This window comes from Streptomyces noursei, from assembly GCF_001646665.1.
Classification (GTDB): Bacteria; Actinomycetota; Actinomycetes; order Streptomycetales; family Streptomycetaceae; genus Streptomyces; species Streptomyces lavendulocolor.
Genome location: NZ_LWBU01000385.1, coordinates 1 through 14694 on the forward strand (window position 1 = coordinate 1; position 14694 = coordinate 14694).

The window sequence follows — 14694 nt, forward strand, 5'->3', positions numbered from 1 at the left end:
GGGTCAAGCCCGGCAAGTAGAGCGCGCCCGTCCCGCAGGGGCTCCCCCCGCGGGGCGGGCCCAGCTGGCCGGGGTCGTGGACGTGCCGGTGCCCTCGCCCCCGCGCTGTGGACAGAGTCCGCGCTTCCGCCGGGTCCGTCACCGAGGAAGCGGGGTAGAGCTCGGCGAGTTTCTCCAGCAGCCGCGCGTACGCCTCGCGCTCCGGACCGCGCGGCTCGGTCGCCGATCCGCAGGAGTTCCGGGCGTTGTCGTATGCGTACCGGCGCTTCCGGCACCGGGTCGAGGTGGTCGCGGTAGCGACGGCCGAGGCGCGGAGCCACATCCCCGAAAGAATCCGGACGCCCTTCCGAAAAACGCACGGGGGTCGGGGCAACCCCGCCACCGCCTCACGAGTCACACAGGCGTCTGACACTGCACCTGATCCGCCTGGTCCGAAAGGGGCCTCTTTCTCTGTGATGACTCGTACCCGGCTGAGTACGCTGGCCGCGACGGCCGTCCTCGCCGCCGTCAGCGGCATGATTACCGCCGCCCCGGCCTCCGCGGCCGTGACCTGCACCTCTCCCGTCTGGACGGCGCAATACTTCGCCAACACCTCTTTCAGCGGCACCCCGAAGCTGACCGCCTGTGACTCGGCCATCGCCGAAAACATGGGCTCCGGCGACCCGGCCGGCGTCACGCTGCCGAACGACAACTTCTCCATCCGCTGGTCCGTCACTCGGGACTTCGGTTCCGGCGGCCCGTTCCGGCTGTCCGCGGCCACCCAGGACGGCATGCGCGTCTACGTCGACGGCGTGCGCAAGATCGACCTGTGGCAGAACGTCTCCACCACCGTGCGCAAGGCCGTGGACCTCACCATCCCGGCCGGCCGCCACACGATCCGCGTGGACTACGTCGCCTGGACCGGTTATGCCTACGCCGGGTTCACCTACCTCCCGCGCACCGAGGCGAGCGTCGACACGGTCAAGCCGCTGGCCCCGACTGGTCTGACCGCCGCGTACAGCCGAGACACCGCGAAGACCACGCTGCGCTGGTCGTCCAACAAGGAGATGGACCTCGCCGGGTACCGCGTCTACCGGCGGCTGAGCAACACCCCGTGGGCGCAGGTCAGCGGCAGCTCGCTGCTCACCACCCCCTCCTTCGTCGACGCGCCGCCCGCGACCGGCCAGACCTTCCTTTACGAGGTCCGCGCCGTGGACAAGGCTGGCCGTGAGTCCACCGGCAGCCTGGACGTCACCGCCGCGACGGTGGACCGCACGGGCCCGGCGGCCCCGACCGGTTTCACGGTCGTCAGCGACGCGTGGCTGGCCACACTGAACTGGCAGGCCGTCGCCGACGCGGCGAAGTACGAGGTGTATGCCTCGTCCGCGGCTACCGGCCCGTTCGAGCTGCTCACCACGACGACTACGACGTCGTACCGCACCAGCGCGCCCACGAACGCGAACCAGTACTACCGCGTCCGCGGCATCGACGCGTCCGGCAACCCGGGGGCGTACGCCACCGTCGCCGGCGACGGCGTCGACCGCACACCGCCGGGGTCCCCGACCGGCCTGAACTCCGTCGCCCGTCCCGGCTCCACCGCGGTGTACTGGACGGCGCCCGGCGGCCGCTGGGTCGAGGACTGGGACAACGGCGGGCACTACCGCGTCTACCGCTCGCCCGGCAAGACCTTCGACCCGGCCGCCCGTACCGAGGTGGCCTGCGCCGAAGAGGGGAGCAACGAGGCGGGCAACGGGGGCGCGTGCGTCGACCTGGACATGCCCGAGAACACGTACGTGACGTACGCCGTCACGGCGGTGGACCCGGACGACAACGAGTCGGCGTACTCCGCCCCGCTCGTCGTCCGCACCGGTGACACGGTGGCGCCGGGCCCGGTCACCAGCGTGAAGGTCACCCCGCGTAGCGACGGAATGCTGGTGAGCTGGGCCGCCTCGCCCGAGGACGACATCGACGAGTACGTGGTGTGGGCCGGCGCCAGGCAGGCCGACGGCGCGGTTAAGTGGCTCGGCCCCGACCGCTGCTGGGAGGGTGTGAGCAACCCGCTCGCGATCGTCTGCGGCAACTTGCCGGACGGCGAGACACGCGTGTACGCGGTGATCGCGAAGGACCACTGGGGCAACGGGCTGCACCCGAGCGACCCTAAGATCACCGCCGTCGAGGCCACCGAGCTCGACGTCCGGCCCTCCGTGACGGTCACCCGGGACTGGAACCTCGGCAGCCTCAGCCACAACCCGGCGGCCACCCGCCCGTCCGTCGACTGGCAGTGCACCGACACGACCCAGTGCGGCGCCGTCACCGGCTACCGCGTGAATCGGTGGAACCCCGCGACCAAGGCGTACGACCCCCAGCACGACGGACTGCTCCCGGCCGACGCCCGAACGTGGACGGACCTCACGGCAACGAAAGGGAACACGTACTTCTACACACTGGAGGCCGTGACGGCCGACGGCGCCGTGGTGGGGACGTACCCCTGGTACACGATCTTCCAGGACCGCGTCTAAAGCCCCGCCTGACTGAGCGCCCCAGCGGCCGCCTCCTCTACGGAGGCGGCCGTTTCCACACCCCTGGCACGGCGGCCTTCGGCGAGTACGGCCCGCTGTTCGTCCACTGGGCCCTCGTCCACCGCGGCGCGGCCTGGCTCGACGCCGCCCTGATGATCCCTGACCCACAGGTGCGAGGCCCGGCCGCGTCGGCCGGGCTGGGCGGGGCGGGCAGCCTGCCAGCACGAGAGCGTCGAGGAGGGCGGAGGCGAACTGGTGCGAGGGAAAGCGCTGCCCCGAGAGATACCGGGACACCATCGCGGGGCTGAAGGCGTATTTCTTGGCGAAGGCCCTCTGGGACACATCCGTACGTTCCAATAGCGCGTTCAGGGTCTGGACGTAAAGCTGCTCGGCCGGACTGGCCACCGGGTCCTGCTGCGCGGACATGCATCCCCCTCGGCACACGGCGCCTCGGTATGCCATCAATGCCCACGCACTCGGCCGCCCAGCCGTCCCCGCCACAAGGATCCCTCCCCACCAGGGGGCAGGGCGTCGGGCAGACGGTCCGGCGCCCCGCCCGCCCCGGGTCCCGCGGGGGAACGGGACCTGCCGGGACGTGCGCCGTGCCCGCCCGCTACCCCCGCGTGTCCACCACCGAGCGCAGCTTGCCGCTCCTCGGGCTGCGGTCTAGTGCCGCGCCGTCCACCGCCTCGACCGACAGGTCGAGCAGCCGCTCCTCCACGGCCGTGCGCAGCTCCGGGTAGCCGCTCAGCAGGACCGCCCGCAGCCCTTCGGGATCGGGCGCGCAGGACCGCTCCACGCGGACGGTGAGCCGTTCGCGCGCGTCCTGCCCGGCGAGCACGATCTGCAGTTCGCCCCGGTAGCCGCCTTCTTCCCCGGCGAGGGTCACGAAGCGCCGGTGGTCGAGGAAGTACGTGGCGACCCGCATCACGTCACCCAACCGCCCGCGCAGCTCGAAGCGAGGGGCGTGGCTGCCGCAGGGGCAGCGTCCGGGAACGGCGCGGCCGAGGTCGCCGATGACGTACCGGCCCAGGTCCTGGCCGCGACGGGCATGGGTGCTGAAGACCAGGCGGCCCGTCTCGCCGGGCGGCACCGGCCGGTCCGAGTCAAGCGCCAAGATCTCCATGGTGTGCAGGTCGGCGTGGAGGTGGTGCACGCCGCCTGTGCTCTCCGTGCACTGGTAGCCGAGCGGGCCGAGATCGGTGCTGCCGTACGTCAGCGAACGGACGACGTCGACGCCGAAGGTCTCCCGCAGCGTGCGCCGCTGCGCGTCGGTGAAGTGCTCGCCGCCGTAGAAGATCTTGCGGATGCCGCCGTAGGAGCGCAGCGCGTCCGCCTGGTCGTGCAGCAACTGCCACAGGTACGACGGCATCCCGAAGAGCGTGTCCGCCCGGTGGGCGATCAGCGCCTCGGCCGTCGCCCGGTGGTCGGGGCCCGCCGCTAGCGGCAGCTGGACGCCGCCGAGCCGCTCCAGGATGGAGAAGAAGCTGATGAAACTGCCGTACATGCCGCCGCAGTAGAAGAGGTTCGCCGTCCGGTCGCGCACCGGGTCGTAACCCGCGGCGAGCAGACCGCGGGCGGCGGCGTGCATCTGCGTGTCGTAGTCGTCGTAGCTGAACAGCGACAGGGCGGGCAGGCCCGTGGTGCCGCCGCTGCGGAAGTACAGCTCGGCGTCCTCCCGCGAGACGTGACGCCCGCGTTCCTGCGCCTCCTCCTTGCCGACCAGGGGCCCCGAGGGCGGCGGGAGGACGACGGGCCTGGCCAGGTCGTCCAGGCAGGCGGTGGTGGCGAACCGCTCGTCGGCCCGCACCGCCACGCGGCGGCTGTAGCGCTGCAGGGCGTACACCCCGTCGTGCGGTTCACCCGAGTAGCTCGCATGCATGGAGCCGAGGGGCGTGACGCGTGTGACCCCGGCGGCCAGTGCGAGACGGGAGAGCTCGGCGACATCACCGCGACCGCCCGCCAGACCCATGGTTTGCAGGTACCGGCGCATCGGTCGCAGCGTGCCGATCAGCCGCTTGCGCGGCAGTGGCTTGACCCACACGCTGCGGTGCAGCGGCGAGGCGGTGAGGGCGGGCCGGGTGTCGGCCATGACCCGCCACGAGCCGTCCGGCGCGGCGAACACGCGGGTCCGCCCGAGGTGCTCCTCCAGCCGGGCGAGCAGCTCCGTGGTGCTCAGTTCCGCCTCCTCGGCGAGGTCCGGAGCATGATCGGCCGGGGCCGGCTCCCGCGCCGCCAGCACCGCGGCGAAACGCTCCGCGAACGCGAACAGCTCCGCGTCGTCCTCCGTGTCGAGGTAGACCACCTGCGGACTGGCGCACGCCTGCTGCTCGTACAGGCAGACGTCGTCCGCCAGCGACTCGAGCGTGCCGGCATCGCCCCAGGCTTCCCGCGTGAGGTAGGCGAAGGAGATGCGGTGCCCCCACTCCACCAGCCGGCAGCCCGGAGGCACATGGGCCGCAACGCCCTCCACCGCGCTCTCGCCGCCCCAGACGGCGACCGCGTCGGCCGGCGCGCACATCAGACGCAGCCACTCCTGCCGCGCGGACGGGAAGCGCAGCACGATGACACGGGCGGCCACGGCGCCGCTCGGGTCCAGCGCGGCCAGCTCGGCCAGCAGGTGCTGGGCGAGCAGCGTGTCACCGCCGCTGGTCTTCAGGACATTGACGTTCCCGGCGAGCAGTCCCTCGACGACACCGAGCGGTGCGACGGTCGCGGCGTTGCCCGGCGCGATGTGCGCGACCAGTCCGACGGGCGCCCACGCCTCGTACACCGTTTCCCGCGCGTCGGGACGGTTCAGCCGGTGCGGCGCGGCACCGCCGAGCTCACGGCGGAGCTTGCGCGTCAGCTCCCGCCGGCTGAAGGCGCCGGCGATCTCGGCGAGCACCGCCGCACCCTCACCCTCGGGCAGATGGGGCGCGAGCCGGGCGTGCACCGGGTGCACCGGGTCCGCGAGGGCGGTGGCCAGGGCGTCGCACGCGCCGAGCAGGGCCTCCGTCTCCAGCGGCGTGCCGAGCGCGTCCTCGACCGTCCCCGCGAGGTCCGCCAGCCGCCGCCCGGCCTCCTCATCGTCGATGAAAGCGCCCTGCCAGTAGTGGTGTGCGTCGGCGCGGTGCGGCTGCACGATCGTCATGACATCCCCTTCATCAGTTCGGCGGCGGCCACCGCACAGCTCCGGTTGCGGCTCACTCCGGCACGGCCGTGCACGGTGAACCAGTCGGTGGTCAGCTCGCACCCGCACGCCGCCCCAGGCTGCGCCGAGGCGAGGTCGCCCATGACGACGCTCTGGGCCGGTACGGAGGTGATGTAGGGCGACACGAGGTGCAGGTAGCCCGTCTCCCCGTACGGCAGCGGCTCGAGCGTCCGCGTGGAACGGATGGTCACCCGTGACCAGACCGGTGCGTGCAGCCGGTGGTGGTTGCACTCGATGTACGGGATGCAGTGCTCGACGGAGCCGAACGTGTCGCGGATCCGTTCCCCCGGGATGCCCAGCTGCTCGCTGACGCGGGCGTACAGCTCCACCTTGCCGATGCGCCGGTCCGCATGGCCCTTCCAGCCGCCGCCCAGCACCACGAGCGAACCCTCGGGCAGCCGCAGCGGCGGCAGGCCCATGGCCCGCATCCGCTCCATGGTGAAGAAGAGGAAGGCGGGGAAGCCGAGGATGCGGACCGGCGCGCCGTCCCGCTCGAAGCGCTGCAGCGCCGCCACGCACCCGAAGGGGTCGAACTCGTGCTCCTTGCCGGTGTTGCGCAGCGCATACGCGACCGAGCGGGCGGGCGCGAAGTCGCAGAGGTAGTTGTCGGTGAAGGCGGTGCCGAGATTGAGGGCGGGCGCCGGCTCGTAGCTGTACAGGAGGTAGTTGACCTCCTGGTCCGGGGTGATCCACCCGTTGCGCTCGAAGATCCGCGCCACCATGCGCTGCGCCGCCCGGATGGTCCACCGGTCGAAGAACATCTGCGACTTCTGGCCGGTGGTGCCCGAGGACGTCAGGTGCAGGTCCACGCGGTCGCGCGGGATGGACAGCACCTCGTGGCGCTTGAAGAAAGCGGCGTGCACCAGCGGCGTCCGGTACGGCAGCGCCGGTGGTGTCGCCTCGTACAACGAGCGGAAGAACGGCGACCGTTCAGCGTGCCAGGCGTTGATCTCCGCCATGGCCGCAGCGAACAGCCCGTCCTCGGCGGGACCGTGGGCGTAGGGGTCGGCCAGGTCGCACAGCCGCTGCACGTGCGGCAGGAGGGCCGGGTCGGGGACCTCGACCGGGGCGAGATGAGGGTTCATGAGGCAACCTCGAAAGGGGGCAGGTGGGCCGATGCCCAGGCCGACAGGTAGCAGTCCAGGTACGGCTGGAGCGGCGGCTCGACGACGACGTCACGGAAGTCGATCCGCTCCGTGGCACGGGACAGCACGGCGTAGTCGTGGAAGCCGTCCCCCTCCCGCCGCATCGCCGGGTACAGCGCACCGGCCACGAACCCCTGGGCGAGGAAGGCCGAGAGCGCCTCGTGGTGCGCCAGCGGCACCAGCGCCTCGACGTACCCGGCGCCGGCCCTGGTCAGGGTCCGGGTGACGGGTTCCAGGTACGCGGCCGCGGCGGCCGGATCGGGATGGGCGGCGACGAGCGAGCAGTAGCGGCCGGTGCGGTTGAGGTAGGCGTACACCTCGAATCGCCCGTCCTCCGGCGTGAGCAGTACGTTGGGCGTGTGCAGCGGGTAGAACCAGCGCTCCGCGTCCGGGAACCGCTCGCGGAAGCGCCGGCGCACGAAGGCGGGCGCCTCGATCGTCTCCAGCTGCTCGGTCGAACCGCCCCCGGCCACACGGGCCGGGGCCACCGCGCGCCTGCCGTCGAAACGCATGCCCAGCGAGCGCTCGACGGTCCGCAGGAGCGGGAGCAGCGGCGCGGGCACCTCGCGCACCGGATGGCGGCGCTCCAGCACACCCGGGCGGTGACGCGCGTAGAGCGCGAGGCTCTCACGGCTGCTCAGATCCACCGCGTTGGGCAGGACGCCGAGCGGGCGGAAGCCGTTGCGCGCGACGACGCGCTGCGGGCCGGGGCTGACGGTGCGCACCGTGGCGTACACCGAGTCCAGCCGTCCCGCCGCCAGCGTCCCGGCGCACAGCCTTTCGGTGAGGCGGGCGGCCAGGCCCCCGGACCGGTGGTCGGGGTGCACGGCGAGCCCTTCCAGTCGGCCGACCCGCCCGCCCGGTTCCCCGCGGACGGCGGCCGACGCGGCCAGCGCGCCGGTGTCCGGGCAGCGGGCGACGAGCCACAGCGTGTGCGGGTCCTCGATGAGCCGGGCCATCGCCACCGGGTCGGTGCCCAGGGCGACGGGGTAGTGGGGCCCGTAGACGGCGTAGTACAGCTGGCGCAGTTCGGCGATGTCGGCGCCGTGCGCGGGTGCGATCACCGCGTTCACCGTCCGCCTCCCGACGGCGAGCCCGGGCGGTCCGCGCGGTGGCCGCTCATGTCGTCGGCCTCTCGTCGAGCACGCGGACGAGTTTGCCTGTACGCGCGTTGACGGCGAGGTCACGGTGGCGCGCCCACTCGACGGCGAGCGGGTGCACGAAGCCGGCGCGGACGCTGTCCGGGTATAGCGGCCGGGCCTTCTCCAACCGTGCCGTGATCGTCCCGGCGAGCTCCTCCAGGCCGGCCGGGTCGTCGTCGCCCGGGGCGGTGGCCAGGCGCAGGACCAGCCCGTCCCGGCCGTCCCAGCGGCGTACGACCAACTGCATGCCGATGACGCGGCCGGTGGTGTCCGCGTCGGCCACGGCGTCCTGCGCGTCGCGCGCGTAGAGGGACACGGGCCCCACCCGTACGCCCTCCTCGGCGCGGCCGAGGATGCGGAAGTGGCCGGCTTCGGTGTCGGTCCACTCGGCGCGGTCGCCGGCCGGGTAGCGGATGACGGGCATGAGGCGGCGGAAGAGGCTGGTCACGACGACCCGCCCGGGACGCCCCGGTTCGGTGACGGGCTCGTCCGTCGCGTCGTCGAGGATCTCGACGATCGAGTACGGTGCGAACGCCCGGTGCACCCGGGGGTCAGGGCCCGGCACGGGGCGCCCGAGCAGGCCGGCGTCGACGCTGGCGTAACCGACGGACCGCGCGGCGGCGTTCGGGAACGCGGTGGCCAGCAGCCGCCGCTGGTCGGCGAAGAGCGCCTCGCCGCCGAAGAGCACCAGCTCCACGTCGTCCAGCCGCAGACCGGCCGCGATCAGGTGCTCGGCCAGCCGGCACAGGGTGGTCGGCGTGCCCGCCACGACCTGGGCCGCGAAGTCCCGCAGCGTGGGGACCGTCGACTCCAGGGGTGCCGCGCCGCCGATCGGCAGACGGACGTTGTCGACGGGGCAGTGGGCGAGCGCGTCCAGGACGAACAGGAAGCTGGCGTAGAGCTCACCGGCGTAGAACAGGTCCGCGACCCGGTGCCCCGGGCGCAGTCCTGCGTCCACGAGCCCGTGGCCGAAGGCGGTCACGAAGGTGCGCCACTCGTCACGGGTGTAGACGGAGAACTTGGGTGCGCCAGTCGTCCCGCCGGTCTGGTAGACGGTCGCCTCGCTGAGCGGACCGGTCAGTACACGGTTGCCGTGGCGGGTGTTGGCCGCCCAGAACGCCTCCTGGTCGACGACCGGCAGGTCGGTGAGGCGATGGGCGTCCGGCGGAAGGGAGGCGTAGAGCTTCCGGTAGAAGGGCGAGTTGTGACGGGCGAAACGTATGAGGTCCGATAGCTGATGGGCGGACATGCGGCCTTTGCCTAGGTGAAGGTGTCTGGGTGGGAGTCACCGCGGCGGGGCAAGCCCACGAACTCGCCGCCGGCGGGATCGAGCGTTGTGCGGGGGAGACTCCGGATCCCCCGCTCCCGTGGCGCGCCGATATCTGACGCGCAGTCATGATGATGAATCATTCGTCGGCTCATCGCAAAATTGACAGCAATTATTTCGCTATGGGTGGCTGAAACAAGAGTTGTTACGGAATCAACCATTCCGATGCTTCTTCTGTCGATTCGGGAACGCGTGCCGCACCCCCCGTGCTTGAGGCGACCTGCGCGGCACCGGCCCCGTCCGCCCGGGCCGCGGGTCCGCGAGGTGTCACCGTCGCCGGGCTGAGGGATGCGCGGCTCGGCCGGGCAGGTGGATCATTGTGTTTGACGCTGGGCCGACGTGACCCGTCAGAGGCGGAAGCCGGCGATGCGTGCGGTGCAGGGGGCGATACGGATCATGGATTACGGCGTGAGGGAGCCGGCTCGGCTCGGACGGACCCGGCTGCCGGACGGCAGGCACCTGGGCTGGGCGGAGTGGGGGCCGGCCGACGGCACTCCCGTATTGCTGTGCCCGGGGGCGGCGACCAGCAGGTGGCTCGGTTTCGGCGGCGATGCCGTCGATACATTCGGGGTCCGGCTCGTCAGCGTGGACCGCCCCGGCCTGGGAGCCTCCGACCCGGCCCCCAGCCGCACCCTGTCCAACTGGGCCACCGACCTGCGGCACCTCATCCAGGACCGCGCCCTGCACGCGCCGTCGGTGGTGGGGTTCTCGCAGGGGGCTCCGTTTGCCCTCGCCCTGGCGGCGGCCGGCCTGGTGAAAGCCGTCGCCGTGGTGTCGGGCAGCGACGAACTCGCCCATCCTCGCTTCACCCACTCACTGACCCCGCAGGTGAAAGCCATGGTGGACACCGTCGCGGCCGACCCCGACGCCGCTACGGCCTCCTTCGCAGACTTCGGCAGCGCCGACGCACTGTGGGATCTGATCATCACGACGAGCCCCGAGGCCGACCGCGCGGTCTACACCGACCCGGTCTTCCGGCAAGCCTTCCGGCACGCGATGGACGAGGCCCTCAGCCAGGGCCCGGCGGGCTACGCCCGCGACACCGCTTCCGCGATGGCCCGCTGGCCGTTCGACCTCGCCGGCATCACCGTCCCGATCGACCTCTGGTACGGGCAGCACGACACCAGCCCGGTCCACCTCCCGACCTCGGCGCGTCGCTGGCGGGGATGCTCCCGACGGCAACCCGGCATCTGCTCCCCGACGCAGCGGGATCCCTGCTCTGGACACACACGGAAGCCGTCCTGCGCACCCTGCTCGACCACGCGCGCTGACGGCGGCGTACTCGAGCAGCCGGGGCGTACGTCGCCTACGAGCCCGGCCCGGCTCCTGCGGGCAGGTGGAACCTCCGTGTCCCTCCGGGCGCGACCGCTGGTTGCGCCAGCGCCCTTGGACGTCGTGCTGCAACGCAAGCCTCCGTCCGGCAGCGCACCGGGCTGCGTTCCGAGGTCCCGAAGGGGCGACGGTAGCGTCACGGCACTGCAAGCACTTCGACGCGCGATCGAGCTGCCTGGCGCCGGTTCCGGCAATTCTGGGCTTCCACGGCCGCATCGAACCTGGCCGACGGGATGCTGCTGTCCGCCACACCACTGGTCGCCCTGACCCTCACCCGCGATCCCCTAGCCATCACCACAGTCACCGCCGTGCAGTACCTGCCATGGCTGCTGTTCTGCGTACCCCTGGGGACGCTGGCGGACCGCGTCGATCGCATGGTCCTGGCTCCGCACGGCGAGCACCACCCGGGGCTCTGGGCGTCGGCCTGCTGGCTTTGACCCTGGCCACAGGACACGTGCATCTCCTCATGCTGTACGCCTTATCGTTCCTGTTCGGCCTCGCCGAAACCCTCTACGACAACACCTCCTCCGCCCTGGTACCGACCCTCGTCGAAGATCACCAGCTCGAACGAGCCAACGGCAGGCTCGACGCGACCTGCACCGTCGCCAACAGCTTCGCCGGCCCCGCTCGGCGACAGCCTGTTCGCGCTCTCGGTCGCCGCTCCCTTCGCCGTGGGCGCAGCCGGCTACGCCGTGGCCGCAGTGCTGCTGACCGTGCTCCCCCTTACGCACAGCGAGCGAGCGCCCACAGGACCCCGACCACCTTCGTGACAGATCTCAAAGCGGGAGTGCGTGGCTTCACCGGCTCGCCCCTGCTCATGTCCCTGTGCGTCCTGTTCGGCGTCGGCAACCTGGCAAGCTCGGCCGTCTACGGCCTGATTTCCCTGACCGTGGTCGAACGCCTCGACGCGAGCCCCGCCACCTACGGTCTCGTCCTTGCCGGCGGGGCGGTCGGAGCCTTCCTCGGCGGCACGTACGGCGACCGCATCGGTGGACTCACGCGCCCCGGTACGGCCTTGCTGTGGACCACCGCCGTATCCGGCCTGGCGACCGCTGCCGTGGGGCTTGCCGACCGCGTCGTGGTCCTCGGCGCACTGATGGCGGTGGATGGATTCGTCGTGGTGACCCACTCGGTCATCGCCGTGAGCCTGCGGGCCCGGCTCATCCCGGACCGGATGCTCGGTCGCGTCACCGCAGTTTTCCGCGCATTCTCGACAGGGGCCTCCGCCCTCGGCGCGATCCTGGGCGGACTGCTGGCCCGCGCACTCGGGTTGTCCTGGCCCTTCCTCGTCGCCGGCGCTCTCGTCGTCGCTCTCGGGCCGATCCTGTTCCGCTGGCTCAGCAACGACCGCATCGAGGCGACGCTCCGCACCCAGCAGGCGACCGAGGAGAGGAAGAAATAGGCGGCAGTCGCCGCCGCAGGAGACCAGCGACACCGAAGTGCCGTGTGTGGCGCTCTCGTCAGCGGCGCTGCGCGGTGCTGCTGGTCCGGTGGAAGGGGTCCGCTCGACCGGATCGCCAGCCGCCGATGCTGTGACCGAGTGGCGGTGGCATGACACCGCCACTCGATCACAGCGGCCGGTGGCCGCGCTTCACCGCAGGGGCATCTTCAACGGGCGCGAGGTGATCCGAAGGGAACGCCTCGGCCCGGGAGCTCCTTGACCAGCTGGGCCAGGTACTCCCTTGCGCGCAGGCCATCGCCGGCCAGCGCCGCTGCCTGCCCGGCCCACAGGTTCACGTACTCCGGCCTCCCCTGGGCGGCGGCTGCCCGGCGGATGGGCTGCATCAGCGCGTTCTGGACGGGGTAGGGCGGCACGGCGTCCTCGTACGCCGCCATGTCGCGGACGAACCGGTTGGGTATGCCGCGGGCGGTGCGGCCCGAGAAGAGCCGGGTGAGGACGGTCGTACGGGCTGCTGGGGTCCCGAGCCGACGCCTGTGGACGTCACTTGCGCCGGACTCCCGGGTGGCGAGGAATGCGGTACCGATCTGCACGGCGTCGGCGCCGAGGGCGAGGGCGGCCCGGATGCCGCGGCCGTCGGCAATGCCGCCCGCCGCGATGACGGGCGCGGTCACGGCGTCGGCGATCTGCGGCACCAGCGAGAAGGTGCCGACCAGCGACTCCCGTACGGGCGCGAGGAACGCCCCGCGGTGCCCGCCCGCGTCGCTGCCCGAGGCCACGATCGCATCGAGGCCCGCGTCATCGAGGGCGACGGCCTCGTCCACTGTCGTCGCCGTACCGATCAGGGCGATACCTCGGCGGCGCGCCTCGTCGACGACACGGCGAGGCGGGATACCCATGACGAAGCTGATGACGGGCGGCGCGGCGGCGAGGAGCGCGTCGACCTGGTCGTCGAAGTCAGGCAGGGCCTCGAGGTCCTCGTAGGCGGGGGCGGCGGCGCCGAGTTGGTCGTAGTATGGGCGGAGCCGCTCGGTGTGGGCGGTGAGTACCGTTCGGTCCGGCAGCGCAGAGCGCTCGCCCTCCAGCGGCACCCAGAGGTTCACGGCGAACGGCCGGCTCGTCGCGGCCTTCAGCTCGGTGACGAGCCCTGTGATCGCCTCGGGCGTGAGGATGTGCGCGCCGTAGGAGCCGAGGCCACCGCCCTCGCTGACCGCGGCGGCGAGGGCGACGGAGGAGAGTCCGCCGCCGAAGGGGCCCTGGATGATGGGGTGGTCGATGCCCAGCAGACCGCCGAGCCGGCCCGGGCTGTGTGTGAGGGTCACGCGGTCACCGCCGGGGCGGCGGCCTCGCGGCCGCGGGCGAACTGGAGAGCGGTGCGGGCGACGCGGGCGCCGAGGTGGTGGGCGGTGCGCAGGTCCGAGTCCGTGGGGGCCTGGTCGGGGCCCAGGTCGGAGGCGGACTGGGCCATGGCGCCGACGAAGCCGCCGAGACGGTTGAGGTCGTCCGGGCTGCCGGTGGAGGTGTAGGCCCAGCCGGGGAGCAGGCCGAGTGAGACCCAGGTCATGCCGTGCTGTGCGGCGAGGACGGCCAAGGAGAGCAGGGCGTTGTCCTTGTTGCCGTTGATGCCGGCGGAGTTGGTGAAACCGGCCGCGAGCTTGCCCTGCCAGCCCTGCTCGGCCCATACCTTGCCGCTGGCCTCGGCGAAACGCTGGAAGACGGCGGAGGTTGACCCCATGTAGGTGGGCGAGCCGAAGATGATCGCGTCAGCGTCCTCGAGAGCCGCCCAGAGGCTGTCGTCCAGAGCGGCGACGTCCCGCAGTTCAGCGCGCACGCCGGGGACCGTATCAACGCCGGCCGCGACGGCGGCGGCCTGGCGCCGCGTGTGGCCGTAGCCGCTGTGATGGGCGATGACGACGGAAAGTGGTGCGGACATGGGTGTCCCTTCGTCTTCTGTGATCCGGTGCGGATCAACACGGGGCTGACACTAGGCGACCGGTCAACTATTTCCCAGCCCGTCGGTCAAATAGTTGACCGGCCGTATACTCGGTCCATGGGACGCACCAGCACCGCACGCGACCGCCTCATCGACGCCACCGGGGCGCTGATGCGGACCCGTGGATACAGCAGCCTCGGTGTCGCCGAGATCTGCGCCAAGGCAGAGGTGAAGAAGGGCAGTTTCTACCACTTCTTCGAGTCCAAGCAGGCGTTGACGGTCGAGGCCGTCAACGCTTACTGGAACTCCGAGCGCACCTGTTGGACCACCGAGCTGGCCGCCACCGGCCCCGCCCTCGACCGCCTGCGGCGACTCCTGAACACCATGGCGCAGCTGCAGCGCCGGATGAAGGAGACCTCGGGAACGGTCGACGGCTGCCTCCTCGGCAACCTCGCACTGGAGCTCTCCACGCAGGAGCCCGCCGTGCGGGCCCGCCTGGAAGAAATCTTCGACGAACAGATCGCACTCGTCGCCGCCACCCTCGGCGCCGCCGCCGATGAGGGAACCGTCCCCCGCGAGCGAGCGACAGAGGCCACCGCGCGGGCCGTGGTCGCCCACATCGAAGGACTGGTCATGTTCGCCAAGCTCAAGAACGACCCCAGTGTCCTCGACGACCTGTGGCCGCACACACTGCTGCTGCTCGGAGCCGCGGGCTAGGGTTTGTC

11 protein-coding genes are annotated in these 14694 nt (G+C 71.8%); 5 read left to right on the plus strand and 6 right to left on the minus strand.

The features are described from left to right. The first annotated feature begins 455 nt into the window (after positions 1-455). On the plus strand, positions 456-2498 hold the full coding sequence (locus A4V12_RS31720; RefSeq protein ID WP_079137530.1) for a PA14 domain-containing protein: 2043 nt from the start codon (positions 456-458) through the stop codon (positions 2496-2498). Positions 2499-3111: 613 nt separating this feature from the next. Here A4V12_RS31720 and A4V12_RS31725 read toward each other — a convergent pair. From A4V12_RS31725 to A4V12_RS31740, 4 genes are read right to left on the minus strand one after another with little or no spacing between them, the layout of a single operon-like run. Further along, a complete protein-coding gene (locus A4V12_RS31725) occupies positions 3112-5631 on the minus strand; it encodes an acyl-CoA reductase (protein WP_064072946.1) in 2520 nt (839 codons plus the stop codon). Next, positions 5628-6776 carry an acyl-protein synthase gene (locus A4V12_RS31730; protein WP_064072947.1) on the minus strand — a complete coding sequence of 383 codons (1149 nt, stop codon included), beginning with the start codon at positions 6774-6776 and terminating at the stop codon, positions 5628-5630. Before A4V12_RS31730 ends, A4V12_RS31725 begins: the two co-directional genes overlap by 4 nt. Further along, complete coding sequence (locus tag A4V12_RS31735; RefSeq protein ID WP_064072948.1) at positions 6773-7909, minus strand: GNAT family N-acetyltransferase; 1137 nt, start codon at positions 7907-7909, stop codon at positions 6773-6775. The genes A4V12_RS31730 and A4V12_RS31735 overlap by 4 nt, the downstream gene beginning before the upstream one ends. A gap of 46 nt (positions 7910-7955) precedes the next feature. Beyond that, entirely contained in the window at positions 7956-9227 is a 1272-nt protein-coding gene (locus tag A4V12_RS31740) for a phenylacetate--CoA ligase family protein (protein WP_064072949.1), read from the minus strand. A 444-nt stretch (positions 9228-9671) separates the two neighbouring features. On the opposite strand from A4V12_RS31740, the gene A4V12_RS31745 reads away from it, so the two are divergent. The 3 genes from A4V12_RS31745 to A4V12_RS35870 are packed head-to-tail and all read left to right on the plus strand — an operon-like array spanning position 9672 to position 12039. Further along, a complete protein-coding gene (locus A4V12_RS31745) occupies positions 9672-10904 on the plus strand; it encodes an alpha/beta fold hydrolase (RefSeq protein ID WP_350498031.1) in 1233 nt (410 codons plus the stop codon). Positions 10905-10945: 41 nt separating this feature from the next. Then, positions 10946-11074, plus strand: a complete 129-nt coding sequence (locus A4V12_RS39610; protein ID WP_267893247.1) for a hypothetical protein — start codon at positions 10946-10948, stop codon at positions 11072-11074. A gap of 29 nt (positions 11075-11103) precedes the next feature. After that, positions 11104-12039: an MFS transporter gene (locus tag A4V12_RS35870; RefSeq protein WP_159028976.1), complete on the plus strand. Its 936-nt coding sequence runs from the start codon at positions 11104-11106 to the stop codon at positions 12037-12039. A 206-nt stretch (positions 12040-12245) separates the two neighbouring features. On the opposite strand, the gene A4V12_RS31760 is transcribed toward A4V12_RS35870, so the two are convergent. Both A4V12_RS31760 and A4V12_RS31765 read right to left on the minus strand, forming a co-directional pair. Then, complete coding sequence (locus tag A4V12_RS31760) at positions 12246-13358, minus strand: NAD(P)H-dependent flavin oxidoreductase (protein ID WP_064072952.1); 1113 nt, start codon at positions 13356-13358, stop codon at positions 12246-12248. Continuing rightward, the gene (locus A4V12_RS31765) at positions 13355-13969 is read right to left on the minus strand and encodes a flavodoxin family protein (protein WP_064072953.1); all 615 of its coding nucleotides are present in this window, start codon (positions 13967-13969) and stop codon (positions 13355-13357) included. The genes A4V12_RS31760 and A4V12_RS31765 overlap by 4 nt, the downstream gene beginning before the upstream one ends. Positions 13970-14086: 117 nt before the next feature. Between A4V12_RS31765 and A4V12_RS31770 the strand changes: the two genes are divergently transcribed. Then, complete coding sequence (locus tag A4V12_RS31770) at positions 14087-14686, plus strand: TetR/AcrR family transcriptional regulator (RefSeq protein WP_064072954.1); 600 nt, start codon at positions 14087-14089, stop codon at positions 14684-14686. Positions 14687-14694: the final 8 nt, after the last annotated feature.